Source organism: Pseudomonas sp. P5_109 (genome assembly GCF_034009455.1).
GTDB lineage: Bacteria > Pseudomonadota > Gammaproteobacteria > Pseudomonadales > Pseudomonadaceae > Aquipseudomonas.
The window spans coordinates 6,637,777-6,653,076 of sequence record NZ_CP125380.1 but is presented as its reverse complement, the minus strand read 5'-3'; the positions used below and the strand labels follow the sequence as shown (position 1 = coordinate 6,653,076).

Here is a 15,300-nt window from a genome sequence, read left to right as displayed (position 1 = left end):
GAAGGAAACCTGTCAGTTGACATCTCTATCGACTGATACGGCCCCTTCGCGAGCAAGCCCGCTCCCACAGGTTATTCGTCCACTCACAAAAAGGTGGGCAGTCGGGTTCACTCGGCCCGCAGTGTCTTCACGCCTTCGTTGGTACCCAGCAGCAACAGATCCGCCGGACGCGCCGCGAACAAACCATTGGTGACCACGCCGACGATCGCGTTGATCTGCGTCTCCAGTTCCACTGGATTGGTGATCTGCAGGTTGAACACGTCGAGGATGATATTGCCGTTGTCGGTCAGCACGCCCTCGCGGTAAACCGGGTCGCCGCCGAGCTTCACCAGCTCGCGGGCCACGTGGCTGCGGGCCATCGGGATCACTTCCACCGGCAGCGGGAAAGCACCGAGCACCGGCACCAGTTTGCTGGCGTCGGCGATGCAGATGAACGTCTTGGCCACGGCCGCGACAATCTTCTCGCGGGTCAGGGCCGCGCCGCCGCCCTTGATCAGGTTCAGGTGCTTGTCGCTTTCATCGGCGCCGTCGACATAGAACTCCAGGTCGCTGACGGTGTTCAGTTCATACACCGGAATCCCGTGGCCCTTGAGGCGCGCGGCGGTGGCTTCGGAACTGGCGACGGCGCCATCGAATGCGCCCTTGTGCTTGGCCAGCGCGTCGATGAAGCAGTTGGCGGTGGAGCCGGTGCCGACCCCGACGATGCTCTTGTCGTCGAGTTTCGGAAGGATGAAGTCGACGGCGGCCTGAGCCACTGCCTGTTTGAGTTGATCCTGGTTCATGCGGGCTCCGGGGTGCCGAGGAGGGGAACAAAGGCCGGCATTATAGGCTTCGAGGCCGGGAAGGTCATTGCCCGATTGGCGGGTGCGACGGTATGTCAGGCTGAACAGGTTTTTTGTAGCGAGGGAGGACTGTGGCGAGGGGGCTTGCCCCCGTTGGAGTGCGAAGCGCTCCCCTGCATACTTTCAGACACTCCCAATCAACAGACTTTACGGCTGCTTCGCAACCGAACGGGGGCAAGCCCCCTCGCCACAGGATGTATGTCAGGCCTAAAACCACCGGTTTAGTGTGGTCGTGTGGCTGAAAGCCGGGTTAGACTCCATGGTCCTGCCCAACCCGCTCAGTGATGCTTTCCGATGCTTGAACAGTACGTCAAAAAGATCCTCACCTCGCGCGTTTATGACGTTGCCGTAGAAACCCCGTTGCAGTCTGCCCGCCAGCTCTCCGAGCGGCTGGGCAACAGCATTTGGCTCAAGCGCGAAGACTTGCAGCCGGTGTTCTCGTTCAAGATTCGCGGCGCCTACAACAAGCTGACCCAGTTGAGCGACGAAGAACGCGCTCGCGGCGTGGTCACCGCGTCGGCGGGCAACCATGCCCAAGGCCTGGCCCTGGCGGCCAAGGTACTGGGTGTGAAAGCGACCATCGTCATGCCCAAGACCACCCCCGAGATCAAGGTCGAAGGCGTGCGCTCCCGCGGCGGTAAAGTGGTGCTGCATGGCGATTCGTTCCCGGAAGCGCTGGCGTACTCGCTGAAACTGGTCGACGAAAAAGGCTACGTCTACATTCACCCCTACGACGATCCCCACACCATTGCCGGGCAGGGCACCGTGGCGATGGAGATTCTGCGCCAGCACCCGCAGCCATTGGACGCGATTTTCGTCCCTGTGGGCGGCGGCGGCCTGATCGCCGGTATTGCGGCGTACGTTAAGTACCTGCGTCCGGACATCAAGATCATCGGTGTAGAACCGGATGATTCCAACTGCCTGCAAGCGGCCATGGCCGCAGGCGAGCGCGTGGTCTTGCCGACCGTGGGCATCTTCGCCGACGGCGTCGCGGTCGCGCAGATCGGTCAGCACACCTTCGACATCTGCAAAGACCATGTCGATGAAGTGATCACCGTCAGCACCGACGAAATCTGCGCTGCCATCAAGGATATTTACGACGATACCCGCTCGATCACCGAACCTGCCGGTGCCTTGGGCGTGGCCGGGATCAAGAAGTATGTCGAGCAGCGCGGCGTCAGCGGCCAGACTTTCGTCGCCATCGACTCCGGGGCCAACGTCAACTTCGATCGCCTGCGTCACGTCGCCGAGCGCGCGGAGCTGGGCGAGGGCCGCGAAGCCATCATCGCCGTGACCATTCCCGAGAAGCCGGGCAGCTTCAAGGCGTTCTGCGAAGCCATCGGCAAGCGCCAGATCACCGAATTCAACTACCGCTACAACACCGGCAGCGAAGCGCACATCTTTGTCGGCGTGCAGACGCACCCGGAAAACGACCCGCGCAGCGCACTGATTGCCAGCCTGAGCGAGCAAGGGTTCCCGGTGCTGGACCTGACCGACAACGAACTGGCCAAGCTGCACATTCGTCACATGGTCGGCGGTCGCGCGGCGCATGTGGTCGATGAAGTGATCCTGCGTTTCGAGTTCCCGGAACGTCCGGGCGCGCTGTTCAACTTCCTCAACAAGCTCGGCGGGCGCTGGAACATCTCGATGTTCCACTACCGCAACCATGGCGCCGCCGATGGCCGTGTCGTCGCGGGCCTGCAAGTGCCTCACGATGAGCGCCACCTGGTGCCGGCGGCGCTGGAAGAAATCGGCTACCCGTACTGGGACGAAAGCGATAACCCGGCCTATCAGCTGTTTCTTGGCTGAGGGGCTACGCTGATGGGCAGGTAATAAGGAAATCTGACAATGGAAACGTTAACTGCCCTGAAAGCGGCGCACATGGTGGCAACGGTTGTACTGCTGGCTTGTGCGCTGGGGCTGGGAGTCTGGGTTTTGCTTGCGCGGCGCAGGGGGGACGCGACGGCGGGAAGCCTTACCTTGCAACGGCCGGGTGTATTTGTCTGGCTGTTGATGGGGCTGGCGCTACTGAGTATGCCGTTCACCGGCTGGTGGATGGTGCACCTGGTGGGCTGGCCGCTGGGGCAGACCTGGTTGCTGGCTTCCAGCGTGCTGTACACCGTGGCGGCGCTGGCATGGTTCTGGTTGCTGGTGCGGCTGAACAAGCTGCGCAAGACGCCGGGTGGGGTGGGGAAATTCACCTTTGCCTTGGCGTTGTTCAGTTTTGCCTGCTTTATCGCCATTGCCGGGTTGATGGGCGCCAAACCTGTGTAGGAGCGAGCTTGCTCGCGATGGACGTTAACGAAAACGCGGGGCACCTGACTTCCCGCAGTGCCCTTGAGTTTTTCGCGAGCAAGCTCGCTCCTACAGTTGTGTAATCAGTCGCGCAGACTGATTACCGGCCAACCCCGCTTCTCGGCCTCGGCCCGCAGGTTCGGGTCCGGATCAACCGCCACCGGGTTGGTCACCTGCTCCAGCAGCGGCAAATCATTCATCGAGTCGCTATAGAAGTAGCTGTCTTCCAGCGTAAACCCGGTTTCCTCCAACCAGCGATTCAGGCGCGTCACCTTGCCTTCGCGAAAGCACGGCACATCGGTGCTGCGCCCGGTGTAGCGGCCGTCGAGCATTTCGCATTCGGTGGCGATCAGGGTTTCGACGCCCAGGCGCTCGGCAATCGGCCCGGTGACGAATCGGTTGGTGGCAGTGATGATCACCAGTTTGTCGCCGGCGGCGCGGTGCTTGGCCAGCAACTCGATGGCCTTGGGCAGCATGATCGGTTCGATGCAGTCGCGCATGTAATCGCTGTGCCACTGATCCAGCGTGGCCATTTCGGTGCGGCCGAGGACTTCCAGGCAGAAGTTCAGGTAAGCAGCGTTATCCAGCTTGCCGGCCAGGTAATCCTGGTAGAACGCATCGTTGCGAGCCTTGTAGGCGACGGCGTCGAGGAAGCCGCGCTCGCACAGGTAATCGCCCCAGGCGTGATCGCTGTCACCGCCCAGAAGGGTGTTGTCCAAATCGAATAAAGCCAGGCGCATTGCAGTTACCCGCTGAAAAGTCAGTAAAAAGGCGACAAGAATACGGTCTTTTCACAAGAGTGCACATAAGGTAGGAAGCTTCGTTGCCGCCTTCACAACCTTTGTGGAACAATGCGACGACATGCGTTTGCGAGGTTGTAGCCGTGATCGACCCCGATGGTTTTCGCCCCAATGTCGGGATCATTCTGACGAATGACGCCGGCCAGGTGCTATGGGCTCGCCGAATCAATCAAGATGCCTGGCAGTTTCCGCAGGGGGGAATCAACCCCGAAGAGACGCCGGAAGACGCCTTGTACCGCGAGCTGAACGAGGAAGTGGGCCTGGAGCGCGAAGATGTTGAAATTCTCGCCTGCACCCGGGGCTGGTTGCGCTATCGTTTGCCGCAACGTCTGGTACGTACCCACAGCCAACCGCTGTGCATCGGCCAGAAACAGAAATGGTTTCTCCTGCGCCTGATCTCCAACGAGCAGCGGGTGCGGATGGATTTGACCGGTAAACCGGAATTCGATGGCTGGCGCTGGGTCAGCTATTGGTATCCGTTGGGCCAGGTGGTGACATTCAAGCGCGAGGTGTATCGACGCGCTCTCAAAGAGCTTGCCCCGCGCCTTTTAGCGCGCGACTGACGACGGAGTTCGACCCCGAGCCATGCTCAATACGCTGCGCAAGATCGTCCAGGAAGTTAACTCCGCCAAGGATCTCAAGGCGGCGTTGGGGATTATTGTGTTGCGCGTCAAAGAGGCCATGGGCAGCCAGGTCTGCTCGGTCTACCTGCTTGATCCGGAGACCAACCGTTTCGTGCTGATGGCCACCGAGGGCTTGAACAAGCGCTCGATCGGCAAGGTCAGCATGGCACCCAACGAAGGTCTGGTTGGCCTGGTCGGTACGCGCGAAGAACCCCTGAACCTCGAAAACGCTGCGGACCACCCGCGCTACCGCTACTTCGCCGAGACCGGTGAAGAACGCTTCGCCTCGTTCCTCGGGGCGCCGATCATTCACCACCGCCGCGTTGTCGGCGTGTTGGTCATCCAGCAAAAAGAACGTCGCCAGTTCGATGAAGGTGAAGAAGCCTTCCTCGTGACCATGAGCGCGCAGCTCGCCGGTGTTATCGCCCACGCCGAAGCCACCGGTTCGATCCGTGGCCTCGGTCGCCAGGGCAAAGGCATCCAGGAAGCCAAGTTCGTCGGCGTGCCGGGTTCGCCGGGTGCGGCAGTCGGTACGGCGGTGGTCATGCTGCCCCCGGCCGATCTGGACGTGGTGCCGGACAAGGCCATTGCTGACATCGACGCCGAGCTCAAGCTGTTCAAGACCGCCATCGAAGGCGTACGCGCCGACATGCGCGCGTTGTCTGCCAAGCTCGCCACGCAGTTGCGCCCGGAAGAACGGGCCCTGTTCGACGTCTACCTGATGATGCTCGACGATGCCGCGCTGGGCAGCGAAGTCACCACCGTGATCAAGACCGGCCAGTGGGCCCAGGGCGCGTTGCGCCAGGTGGTCACCGATCACGTCAACCGTTTCGAATTGATGGACGACGCCTACCTGCGCGAGCGTGCCTCGGACGTCAAGGACCTCGGTCGACGCCTGCTGGCTTACTTGCAGGAAGAGCGTCAGCAAACCCTGGTCTACCCCGACAACACCATTCTGGTCAGCGAAGAACTGACGCCGGCGATGCTCGGCGAGGTGCCGGAAGGCAAGCTGGCCGGCCTGGTATCGGTACTCGGCTCCGGCAACTCCCACGTCGCCATCCTTGCCCGCGCCATGGGCATCCCGACGGTGATGGGCCTGGTCGACCTGCCGTACTCCAAGGTCGACGGCATCCAGATGATCGTCGACGGCTACCACGGCGAGGTCTACACCAACCCGAGCGACGTGCTGCGCAAGCAGTTCGCCGAGGTGGTCGAGGAAGAGAAACAACTGGCCCTCGGGCTGGATGCGCTGCGCGATCTGCCGTGCGTGACGGTCGATGGCCACCGCATGCCGCTTTGGGTCAACACCGGCCTGCTGGCGGATGTGGCGCGGGCGCAGAAGCGCGGTGCCGAAGGCGTTGGCCTGTACCGCACTGAAGTGCCGTTCATGATCAACCAGCGTTTCCCGAGTGAAAAGGAACAGCTGGCGATCTACCGCGAGCAACTGTCCGCATTCCACCCGCAACCGGTGACCATGCGAACCCTGGACATCGGGGGCGACAAATCGCTGTCGTACTTCCCGATCAAGGAAGACAACCCGTTCCTCGGCTGGCGCGGCATTCGCGTCACCCTTGATCACCCGGAAATTTTCCTGGTGCAGACCCGCGCCATGCTCAAGGCCAGCGAAGGCCTGAACAACCTGCGCATCCTGCTGCCGATGATTTCCGGCACCCACGAGCTGGAGGAAGCCCTGCACCTGATCCACCGTGCCTGGGGCGAAGTGCGTGACGAGGGCTGCGACGTACCGATGCCGCCGGTTGGCGTGATGATCGAGATTCCGGCGGCGGTGTATCAAACCAAGGAGCTGGCGCGGCAGGTCGATTTCCTGTCGGTCGGCTCCAACGACCTGACCCAGTACCTGTTGGCCGTGGATCGCAACAACCCACGGGTGGCCGATCTTTACGACTACCTGCACCCAGCGGTGCTGCAAGCCCTGCAGAATGTGGTGCGCGATGCCCATGCCGAAGGCAAGCCGGTGAGCATCTGCGGCGAAATGGCCGGTGACCCGGCGGCGGCGGTGCTGTTGATGGCGATGGGTTTTGACAGCCTGTCGATGAACGCCACCAACCTGCCGAAAGTGAAGTGGATGCTGCGCCAGATCAACCTGAGCAAGGCCAAGGAGTTGCTGGCCGAGCTGATGACCATCGACAATCCGCAGGTTATTCACAGCTCGCTGCAATTGGCGCTGAAGAACCTCGGGCTGGCTCGGATGATCAATCCGGCTTCGGTCAAGACGCTCTGAGTCTGTACCGGCCTCTTCGCGAGCAAGCCCGCTCCCACATTTGGAATGCATTCTCCCGTGGGAGCGGGCTTGCTCGCGAAATGGCTCGCATAGACAACGCAAAACTAAAGCCTGATCTCCACTTCCCCAAGATGCCCACCAAACGGCCCGAAGCTCCTTTCGACCATATGCCGCGCCCCATCCGCCTGCACAATCAACGCCGTGCTCGCCCGCGTTCCATAACTCTGGCTGGCAATGAACACACTCGACAACAACGTCTCGGTGGCCAGCCCCACTCCGGTATCCGGCAACTCGGCAAACGGCGCGGTCTGCGCATCGCTCAATAACGCCAACAGCGCCTGAGGCCGCGGATCATCCAGCACCTCGTTCAATGCAGCCTTGGCCTTGAGCAATTTCGGCCACGGCGTGTCCAGCCCGGCGTTGGATAATCCGTAGACCCCCGGGGCCAGCATCACCGCTTCCGATTCCCGTTGATTGAAGTGCCAGAGCTCATTGGCATTGCCGACCAGCAGATTAAAGCCGCCATATTCCATCGATCGGGCGACAACGTCGGCTAAATAGTCGTCTATTGGAATTTCCCCGGTGAGAAACCGCGCGACCAGCTCCCCTCGAGACTTGCGCCCTGGCGGGCGATGGGGATCGCGGATGTTGGTCAGCGCCGCAAAACGTCCGTTGGCACCGACACCGAGCCAGGTGCCCCCCGCCTCGAGGTCGCGCCCCGCATGGACGTGGGGCGCTTCGGGCCATGGTGCCAGAGGCAGGCTGGGGCGGGCGTAGAACTCATCGCGATTGGCCGCCACGACCAGCGGCAGGGCATGACCCGGGCGCCAGGCAAAAACAATCAGGCACATAAGGCTGTCCTTGTGTGTTTTTTGCCCACTCTACGCAGACATCGCTCATCGATCCATCGCCTTGCACAGTGGAGCTTGAGGCCATGCATCCGTTACCATGCCGCTCCGGTTTTGGGGATGCGGGCGGGATAACCATGGAATTTCTGCTCTATCTGGCGCTCGGCGCCTTTGCAGGTGTGCTCGCCGGGCTGTTTGGCGTGGGTGGCGGGATCATCATCGTCCCGGTGCTGGTGTTCAGCTTCAAGGCCCAAGGGTTCGATCCGTCGATTCTCACGCACCTGGCAGTGGGAACGTCCCTGGCGACGATCATCTTTACCTCGGTCAACGCGGTACGTGAGCATCACCGCCGTGGCGCCGTGCGTTGGCCGATCTTCATGTGGATGACCGTCGGCATTCTGATCGGTGCCGGGTTCGGCGCGCTGACGGCAGAAGCGATTTCCGGCCCCAACCTGCAGAAGCTCATTGGTGTGTTCGCCCTGGTGATCGCCGCGCAGCTGGCGCTGGAGGTCAAGCCCAAGGCCAGCCGAACCGTGCCGGGCAAACTCGGTCTGACCGTGGCCGGCAGCGTGATTGGCTGGGCTTCGGCGATTTTCGGCATTGGCGGCGGTTCGTTGACCGTGCCATTCCTGACCTGGCGCAGCGTGCCGATGCAGCAAGCGGTGGCCACTTCATCGGCCTGCGGTCTGCCGATTGCCCTGGCCAGTGCATTAAGTTTCATGATTCTGGGCTGGCACGATCCGTTGCTCCCGGCCCATAGTCTCGGCTTCATTTATTTGCCGGCGTTGCTGGGCATTGCCCTGACCAGCATGGTTTTCGCCCGTTTGGGTGCGCGATTGGCCCACAGGTTGTCGCCGAAGTTGCTGAAACGGCTGTTTGCCGCTTTGCTGTTCTGCGTCGGTCTGAACTTTCTAGTCTGAAGCATCTGCTCTGACGGGCAGCGCAATCCTGGCTTAATCCTGAGGTGGCAGCGTCGCCCGGGAATTTTTAAGATTTGAACTCTAACGAGGAGTCGCAATGCTGCCTTACCCGCAGATCGACCCGGTGGCCCTGGCCATCGGTCCGCTGAAAATCCACTGGTACGGCCTGATGTACCTGATCGGCATCGGCGGCGCCTGGCTGCTGGCGTCCCGCCGGTTGAACCGTTTCGACCCGACCTGGACCAAGGAGAAACTCTCCGACATGGTGTTCTGGATGTCGATGGGGGTGATCGTCGGCGGGCGACTGGGTTATGTGCTGTTCTACGATCTGAGTGCTTATCTGGCCAACCCGACGCTGATTTTCGAAGTGTGGAAGGGCGGCATGTCGTTCCACGGTGGTTTCATCGGCGTGATGCTGGCGGCGTTGTGGTTCGGTAAAAAGAACAACAAGTCGTTCTTCCAGCTGATGGACTTCGTTGCGCCGATGGTGCCGATTGGCCTGGGTGCCGGGCGTATCGGCAACTTCATCAACGCCGAGCTGTGGGGCAAGCCGACCGACGTACCGTGGGCGATGATCTTCCCGCCGTTCAGCGACCCGGCGCAGTTGCCGCGTCACCCGTCGCAGCTCTACCAGTTCGCCCTCGAAGGCGTGGCGCTGTTCCTGATCCTCTGGCTGTTCTCGCGCAAGCCGCGGCCGACCATGGCGGTCTCGGGGATGTTCGCGCTGTTCTACGGCATCTTCCGTTTCATCGTGGAATTCGTCCGCGTACCGGACGCGCAACTGGGCTATCTGGCCTGGAACTGGCTGACCATGGGCCAGGTGCTGTGCGTGCCGATGATCCTCGGCGGTCTGTTCCTGATCTGGCTGGCGTATCACCGCGCTCCGGCGGCTCCAGCGGCAGCTGTATAAAATTCGAACCCCGCAGCGATGGCTGCGGGTTCAAGGACACAGGTAATTCATGAAGCAATATCTCGAACTGGTCGCCCACGTCATCAAGAACGGCACCAAACAGGCCAACCGTACCGGCGTGAACACCATCAGTTTTCCCGGTGCGATGCTGCGTTATGACCTGCAGGAAGGTTTCCCGGCAATCACCACGCGCAAGATGGCGTTCAAATCGGCTATCGGCGAAATGTGCGGATTCTTGCGTGGCGTGAACAATGCTGCCGAATTCCGGGCATTGGGCTGCAAAGTCTGGGACCAGAACGCCAACGAAAACGCCCAGTGGCTGGCCAACCCGTTCCGCCAGGGCGAAGACGACCTCGGCGAAATCTACGGCGTGCAATGGCGCAAATGGCCGGCGTACAAGCAGATCCCGCTGAGCAACCCGGCCGCCATCGAGCAGACCTTGAAGCAAGGCTATCGCCAGATTGCCGAAGGCGAGGAGGATGGTCAGGCCTACGTGGTGCTGTACAAGGCCATCGACCAGGTCCGCCAGTGCGTCGACACCATCATCAAGGACCCGGGCAGCCGGCGCATCCTGTTCCACGGCTGGAACTGCGCCCAGCTCGATGAAATGGCCCTGCCGCCGTGCCATTTTGCGGACAGCACTACAATCACTGTCAAAAAACGTCAGCAAGATTCCGTATTGGTGTCTGCGACCGAGCAAGGGGTATTCCTAGCATGAAGCAATATCTTGAGCTTCTAAGAGACGTCATCGAAAATGGCTCTGAGAAAGGGGACCGTACTGGGACTGGCACTACTGCCGTATTTGGTAGGCAGTTTCGACACAATCTTGCTGATGGATTTCCACTACTGACCACCAAAAAACTTCATTTCAAAAGCATTGCCAATGAATTGATTTGGATGCTGAGCGGGAACACCAATACGAAATGGCTCAATGAAAATGGTGTGACGATCTGGGATGAGTGGGCTACCGAAGAGGGTGACCTCGGACCAGTCTATGGTGCGCAGTGGACTGCTTGGCCCACGAAAGATGGCGGTAAGATCAACCAGATTGACTACATGGTTGACTGCTTGAAGAACAACCCGAACAGCCGACGCATCCTCTTTCATGGTTGGAACACTGAATATCTTCCTGACGAGAAATTGTCACCTCAAGAAAACGTAAAAAATGGAAAGCAGGCGCTGGCGGTATGTCATCTGCTTTACCAAGCATTTGTTGCTGAGGGGAAGCTTTCCATGCAGCTCTATATCCGCAGCTCAGACGTCTTCCTCGGTCTCCCATATAATACGGCCGCTCTGGCACTACTGACTCACATGTTAGCTCAGCAATGTGATTTGATTCCTCATGAGATCATTGTGACGCTGGGAGATGCCCATGCCTATGCGAATCATAGAGATCAAATCGATACTCAACTGATGCGAACACCGAAAAAGTTACCGCAATTAATAATTAATAGAAAGCCGAGTAGCATTTATGATTACAAGTTTGAAGACTTTGAAATAGTGGGCTATGAGTCTGATCCTAGTATCAAGGCTCCTGTCGCTGTTTGAGAGCTTTATTCTTAATGTATTATGGCAAGTCTCAGGGAGAGTTATGAAGGAAGATTGCGTTTTTTGCCGAGAGCTAATCGGGCGTAAGGATACTAACTTTGCTCGGTTATATCCTGAGTTCAGCAGTCGGGTGATCGCTGAAACAGACGATCTCGTTGTGTTTCCATGCATTGGCCAGTTAACTCCTGGTCATTCCTTGGTCGTTACGAAAGCTCACTATTCGAATTTCGCAGAGGCCTTCAACGCATTATCGGATCTGGCTATTCAGTTGAAGTCTGCTCTAGAAAATGCCAACGAATTTCTAGGGTTTAAATCGAAAGACACGCTTTATTTTGAGCACGGAGCGATCACTGCTGATCATGGCGGGTGTGGAATATACCATGCCCATTTGCATTTGGTTCCACAGGCCGGTGGTGTGAAAATTGGTTCTGTATCAGGCTCCGATCCCCAAAGCTTCAAGAGTTTAATGGATGCTTATTTTGCCATCGATGGTGCCAAACCCTATGCTCTAATCGGATCTGAGCAGTCGGGATTTACCACTGAAAGCCTAAATGTCGCTCTTCCGAGTCAAACTATCCGTCGAAAAGTTGCCTCAGAGTTAGGTTGTCCAGTTTGGGATTGGAGAGAGGCAGGTCAGGAAAAGGGAATGATTGATCTATTGAGCAGGAAGCTAGCATGATGGCCGAAGAAACTATCGATTATGTGTGTCCGATAAAATTCGAATATCGCTTTGATAGAAATGCAGCTAAGCACAGTCAGGCTTTGACTATACGTCGCGCATTGGCAAACGCGTATGCTGAAAAGCATCAATCAAAGAACAAAGGCGCTTTCGAGATCGAAAGTTTTGAGCTGTATCCTGTTCCTCGCGCAGGTAATAGTGGTAGCGAAGTTTTCTATTTAGATATCTATCATCAAGGCCAGCAACAGCCCAATCGGTTTGTAGCAAAGTTTCAAGATGTTAAATCAACTAAAAAGGAGTACGTCAGCTCGCTGCGTGCAAAAAGAGCACAAATGTGTTCTGAGGTTGAATATGAGGTTGATGAAGTTAATGACGTAGGAATAATTATCTGCGAACTAGCACGAGTTGCCCACCATTGTGAGTTTAGAGTCTTCTTCCTAGACCTTAAGAATTCCGATGAGCAATGTGCGAGCGCTCTTAGCTCGATCCTAAGCAATGTTGGCAATCAACCAAATGATCAAGGTGAGAGAAAAAATTTCGTCAGTGATTATGAATGGTACGTTGACCGAAAAAATCAACCACTTCTTCGCCTAGATGCGATTGTTCGTTCTGGTGACGACTGTCAAGGGCTAAGCCTTTTAGCTCAAGGGGTAAAAAGCCACTACGACAGAATGGTGGCGGATTTCGATCATCAGGTACTTCCTTATTTGGTGCATGGCGATCTGCATGCTCGGAATTTGATGGTAAATAGTAAAAATGCTAATCAAACTGAACTGATTGACTTCGGTTGGGTGCATGATGGTCACCCTGCGAAAGATTTCGTCTTAATGGAAGCTACGATCAAATACCAATTGCTCAGAGAACTGTTAAGAGACATCAGGCCAGATAGAGCCGAGAATCAGCATCTTTCGGTCGAGTACTTTGAAAGCTTTGAACGCTTCATGTGCAGAAGGGGCATGTGGTTGCCTGAGTTTGAAGAGTATAAGCAATCGGAAAATATTGAGCAGTATTTGCGGGAGGATCAGGTCCAAGCTGTGCGACGTGTTTACGTGTGCGTTGCGCAAATCCGTCAGCAAGCCAGGACCGCTTTGCAGCGGTATATTAGTTTGGCTGGCACAGATAAGTATTCCATTGAACAGCATTATTTTGCGAGTCTATTTTTAGTGGTTCTAGGGCTGAGTGCAATGCCCGAGATGGATATGATCTGGACACTTATAGCGCTTAACAAGATAGGTGATCGGATATGGAACAGCCCGAACTGACCGTCGGAGACGTTGGCGAGCTAAGGCTTTTAAAGGACTTTATTCTGCCTGATGTCTCCTCTTCGGCGTTACCTGGAGACGACTGTGCACATTTGTATATTGGGAGTAGCAGCCTTCTTTGGTCAATGGACCCTTGCCCTACTCCAGTAGCAAACTGGTTTGGTAAGGCTGCGCCAGAAGTTTGGGGATGCTACACCGCAGCTATAAACCTGTCAGATATTGCCTCTTCTGGGGGTAAACCACTGGGTATGCTCGTTTCGTTGGAGATGCCTGATACAACTCCAGTATCCTTCGTACAAGGATTCCAGCGTGGACTGATGGAGTCCCTGACGAATGCAAACGCCAGGTTACTTGGTGGGAATGTAAAAAGCTCTAGCCGCTTCTCTGCAACAGGTACGATCATCGGGAGCCCTGTTTCACGAAGTATCACACGCTCAATTAGTGGCACTGAGTTTTCTGTCTATTTGATTGGGAAAACTGGAGGCTTCTGGACATCGGTAGTAGCCAATCACTTCGCTTGGAAGTCTGTACCGGAATCTCTTCAGCGTCAGTTGGATCGATCACTTTGTTTTCCTGTTCCGCAGGTGGAAGCTGGACAACGGCTTAGCAGCCTTCCCTTCGAAGTGGCTTGCATGGACTGCTCCGATGGCGCAGCGAATGCGATTTATCAATTAGGATCAACTAATAACCTAGATGTCATTTTAGAGCGCGACATTAAGTGGGATTTGCCTAGCGAGTTTGTGAATATCCTGAAGTCTCAGAATATGCTAATTGAAAATGCTTGTTTTAGTTTTGGAGACTGGCAGCTGGCGTGTCTCGTCCCGAAACGCCATGAGGTGATTTTCGAGGAGCAGCTTCGCGAATATACTGTGACGTATCTTGGTCATGCCTTTTCGGGAAGCGGGAAGATAAACGTCGATGATGGTCGAAAACTACTACCTGAACGTTTAAATCAAAATTTCCAGCAAGGGTACAACTCAATTGAGAGCGTCGACGATTTGATCGATGTTTTTATGAGGAAGCCAATTTTTGCGTAGCGAAAGCGTGAGTGAGTCATGATCGTTTCTGGTAATTGATCCGGTATTACAGGTCCTTTGGCTACCTCAAAATTTTTTATTATAGCTACGTCGTGCTCGTCAGAAATATGACTATAAGTGTTCCATCGAAGTAGGCTTTCCTTTTCGATACCGCGCAAGAGGTTGAAAGGTTAGCCATGCTCACGAATAAGCCTAAAGTCATGCAAATGGCTGGTCAGGTCGGATGCAAATGGGTGGGCAGGTCCGTGCAATTACTCACCTGTGATTTGGGATCAAAATCGATTCGCCCAAGTGCCAAGCGCAAATCCAAACGTGGCAGAACATTTCTTGCTGGCTGATGTTGGTGTCAGCCATCCACATGATGAAATCACTGACTGCATCCTGTGATACCACAGGCGAAGGCCTCGTAAACTTTGGCTTGTAAAGAGAATGCTGCCCATTCGAAGGCGGTTTTTTTACCCGATCGCAGAGGAAAATGGGCCTTAGGGCCGGTAAATGCTGACCTTTACACCGTGCTGCCGCAGGTATATATAGCGTTGCCAGGCACCCTGGGGACCAGGCTCGTATTTCCGCAGGCCTGAGTTGAAATGCTTCACGACAATCAAGGAGCAGTCATGGCCGACTCACCTGAAAAAGTAGCTGCACTGGCGAAGTTAGCGCAGCTCGTGCAAGAACTGGAGGCAGCCCAACAAGCGCTCGCTCAATGGCAAGACCGCGATATGAACCGGAGAGACGGAAGCACACGGCAGGACAACATGCACGAAGAAGACGGCCGAGAGGCGCGCGATCGAGTATGGTCCGCACGCAACGCTGTGGATGCGCAGCAAAAGCTGATCGCCTCATTTCCATAGGCCGGAACCCAGGTATCAGCCTAGTAAAACCTGAAGAAGGATCTGCTATGTCTATAACCGATACCGTGCAATACCCCGACGAGCTTGAGAAGCAGGAACTCAAGCTGAAAGAACTAAAGGTGGAACTTAAGTCCGCTCAAAGCGCCATGGACTAATGGGAAAGAGAGGCGGTGGATCGAGACGATGGCAGCCCAGCCCAAGACCGCCGTTTCGAAGAGATGGGTGAGCGCCGTCGAGAGGCCCGTGACAGAGCTCACGATGCCGTCGATGCTCATCAGAAGCTCGTCGATAGTCGCAAATACTTCTGATTGCACCGTTACACCGAAAGCCCGCGATTGCGGGCTTTTTTTTTTGGGGGTCGTATGGATGTAGCAGGCGATAGTGGCGAATTGATCTTTGCATGGGATCGAATGTTACTATCGGCACCCGGACGATACCGCATC

Annotated in this window: 15 protein-coding genes; 12 read left to right on the top strand and 3 right to left on the bottom strand. The window is 56.6% G+C overall.

Annotation, left to right across the window (positions count from 1 at the left end; genetic code table 11):
- Nucleotides 1-107: 107 nt before the first annotated feature.
- A complete protein-coding gene (gene rpiA / locus QMK54_RS29705; protein ID WP_110659342.1) occupies nt 108-782 on the bottom strand; it encodes a ribose-5-phosphate isomerase RpiA in 675 nt (224 codons plus the stop codon).
- A 354-nt stretch (nt 783-1,136) separates the two neighbouring features.
- On the opposite strand from rpiA, the gene ilvA reads away from it, so the two are divergent.
- The gene (gene ilvA / locus QMK54_RS29700; protein ID WP_007976404.1) at nt 1,137-2,651 is read left to right on the top strand and encodes a threonine ammonia-lyase, biosynthetic; all 1,515 of its coding nucleotides are present in this window, start codon (nt 1,137-1,139) and stop codon (nt 2,649-2,651) included.
- A gap of 39 nt (nt 2,652-2,690) precedes the next feature.
- A complete protein-coding gene (locus QMK54_RS29695) occupies nt 2,691-3,116 on the top strand; it encodes a DUF2269 domain-containing protein (protein ID WP_320401764.1) in 426 nt (141 codons plus the stop codon).
- 104 nt (nt 3,117-3,220) lie between these two features.
- Here QMK54_RS29695 and QMK54_RS29685 read toward each other — a convergent pair whose 3' ends face one another.
- Nucleotides 3,221-3,877 (bottom strand): HAD family hydrolase, encoded by a 657-nt coding sequence (locus QMK54_RS29685; protein WP_223589484.1) that lies wholly within the window; start codon nt 3,875-3,877, stop codon nt 3,221-3,223.
- 143 nt (nt 3,878-4,020) lie between these two features.
- Here QMK54_RS29685 and QMK54_RS29680 point away from each other — a divergent pair, with 143 nt between their 5' ends.
- Both QMK54_RS29680 and ptsP read left to right on the top strand, forming a co-directional pair.
- Nucleotides 4,021-4,500 carry an RNA pyrophosphohydrolase gene (locus QMK54_RS29680; RefSeq protein ID WP_003229203.1) on the top strand — a complete coding sequence of 160 codons (480 nt, stop codon included), beginning with the start codon at nt 4,021-4,023 and terminating at the stop codon, nt 4,498-4,500.
- A 22-nt stretch (nt 4,501-4,522) separates the two neighbouring features.
- Complete coding sequence (ptsP, locus tag QMK54_RS29675) at nt 4,523-6,802, top strand: phosphoenolpyruvate--protein phosphotransferase (RefSeq protein WP_110661640.1); 2,280 nt, start codon at nt 4,523-4,525, stop codon at nt 6,800-6,802.
- A 104-nt stretch (nt 6,803-6,906) separates the two neighbouring features.
- Here ptsP and QMK54_RS29670 read toward each other — a convergent pair whose 3' ends face one another.
- Nucleotides 6,907-7,653 carry an NRDE family protein gene (locus QMK54_RS29670; RefSeq protein WP_320401763.1) on the bottom strand — a complete coding sequence of 249 codons (747 nt, stop codon included), beginning with the start codon at nt 7,651-7,653 and terminating at the stop codon, nt 6,907-6,909.
- A 134-nt stretch (nt 7,654-7,787) separates the two neighbouring features.
- On the opposite strand from QMK54_RS29670, the gene QMK54_RS29665 reads away from it, so the two are divergent.
- From QMK54_RS29665 to QMK54_RS29630, 8 genes are all read left to right on the top strand, one after another.
- Complete coding sequence (locus tag QMK54_RS29665; RefSeq protein ID WP_110660212.1) at nt 7,788-8,570, top strand: sulfite exporter TauE/SafE family protein; 783 nt, start codon at nt 7,788-7,790, stop codon at nt 8,568-8,570.
- A 97-nt stretch (nt 8,571-8,667) separates the two neighbouring features.
- Nucleotides 8,668-9,480, top strand: coding sequence for a prolipoprotein diacylglyceryl transferase (gene lgt, locus QMK54_RS29660; RefSeq protein WP_110660213.1), 813 nt, complete (start codon nt 8,668-8,670; stop codon nt 9,478-9,480).
- 49 nt (nt 9,481-9,529) lie between these two features.
- A complete protein-coding gene (gene thyA, locus QMK54_RS29655) occupies nt 9,530-10,198 on the top strand; it encodes a thymidylate synthase (RefSeq protein WP_320401762.1) in 669 nt (222 codons plus the stop codon).
- Nucleotides 10,195-11,028 (top strand): thymidylate synthase, encoded by an 834-nt coding sequence (locus QMK54_RS29650; protein ID WP_320401761.1) that lies wholly within the window; start codon nt 10,195-10,197, stop codon nt 11,026-11,028. The genes thyA and QMK54_RS29650 overlap by 4 nt, the downstream gene beginning before the upstream one ends.
- 43 nt (nt 11,029-11,071) lie before the next feature.
- Nucleotides 11,072-11,707: an HIT family protein gene (locus QMK54_RS29645; protein WP_320401760.1), complete on the top strand. Its 636-nt coding sequence runs from the start codon at nt 11,072-11,074 to the stop codon at nt 11,705-11,707.
- On the top strand, nt 11,704-12,969 hold the full coding sequence (locus tag QMK54_RS29640) for a phosphotransferase (RefSeq protein WP_320401759.1): 1,266 nt from the start codon (nt 11,704-11,706) through the stop codon (nt 12,967-12,969). Before QMK54_RS29645 ends, QMK54_RS29640 begins: the two co-directional genes overlap by 4 nt.
- Nucleotides 12,951-14,006: a thiamine-phosphate kinase gene (locus QMK54_RS29635; RefSeq protein WP_320401758.1), complete on the top strand. Its 1,056-nt coding sequence runs from the start codon at nt 12,951-12,953 to the stop codon at nt 14,004-14,006. Before QMK54_RS29640 ends, QMK54_RS29635 begins: the two co-directional genes overlap by 19 nt.
- Before the next feature lie 614 nt (nt 14,007-14,620).
- Nucleotides 14,621-14,857, top strand: coding sequence for a hypothetical protein (locus QMK54_RS29630; RefSeq protein WP_320401757.1), 237 nt, complete (start codon nt 14,621-14,623; stop codon nt 14,855-14,857).
- The last annotated feature ends 443 nt before the right edge of the window (nt 14,858-15,300 follow it).

Excerpts from the sequence above, each read along its gene's own strand:
- QMK54_RS29665 (WP_110660212.1), top strand. The coding sequence starts at position 7,788 with ATGGAATTTCTGCTCTATCTGGCGCTCGGCGCCTTTGCAGGTGTGCTC.
- QMK54_RS29635 (WP_320401758.1), top strand. The coding sequence starts at position 12,951 with ATGGAACAGCCCGAACTGACCGTCGGAGACGTTGGCGAGCTAAGGCTT.
- ptsP (WP_110661640.1), top strand. The coding sequence starts at position 4,523 with ATGCTCAATACGCTGCGCAAGATCGTCCAGGAAGTTAACTCCGCCAAG.
- QMK54_RS29695 (WP_320401764.1), top strand. The coding sequence starts at position 2,691 with ATGGAAACGTTAACTGCCCTGAAAGCGGCGCACATGGTGGCAACGGTT.
- rpiA (WP_110659342.1), bottom strand. The coding sequence starts at position 782 with ATGAACCAGGATCAACTCAAACAGGCAGTGGCTCAGGCCGCCGTCGAC.
- QMK54_RS29685 (WP_223589484.1), bottom strand. The coding sequence starts at position 3,877 with ATGCGCCTGGCTTTATTCGATTTGGACAACACCCTTCTGGGCGGTGAC.
- QMK54_RS29640 (WP_320401759.1), top strand. The coding sequence starts at position 11,704 with ATGATGGCCGAAGAAACTATCGATTATGTGTGTCCGATAAAATTCGAA.
- QMK54_RS29645 (WP_320401760.1), top strand. The coding sequence starts at position 11,072 with ATGAAGGAAGATTGCGTTTTTTGCCGAGAGCTAATCGGGCGTAAGGAT.
- QMK54_RS29650 (WP_320401761.1), top strand. The coding sequence starts at position 10,195 with ATGAAGCAATATCTTGAGCTTCTAAGAGACGTCATCGAAAATGGCTCT.
- thyA (WP_320401762.1), top strand. The coding sequence starts at position 9,530 with ATGAAGCAATATCTCGAACTGGTCGCCCACGTCATCAAGAACGGCACC.
- lgt (WP_110660213.1), top strand. The coding sequence starts at position 8,668 with ATGCTGCCTTACCCGCAGATCGACCCGGTGGCCCTGGCCATCGGTCCG.
- ilvA (WP_007976404.1), top strand. The coding sequence starts at position 1,137 with ATGCTTGAACAGTACGTCAAAAAGATCCTCACCTCGCGCGTTTATGAC.
- QMK54_RS29670 (WP_320401763.1), bottom strand. The coding sequence starts at position 7,653 with ATGTGCCTGATTGTTTTTGCCTGGCGCCCGGGTCATGCCCTGCCGCTG.
- QMK54_RS29630 (WP_320401757.1), top strand. The coding sequence starts at position 14,621 with ATGGCCGACTCACCTGAAAAAGTAGCTGCACTGGCGAAGTTAGCGCAG.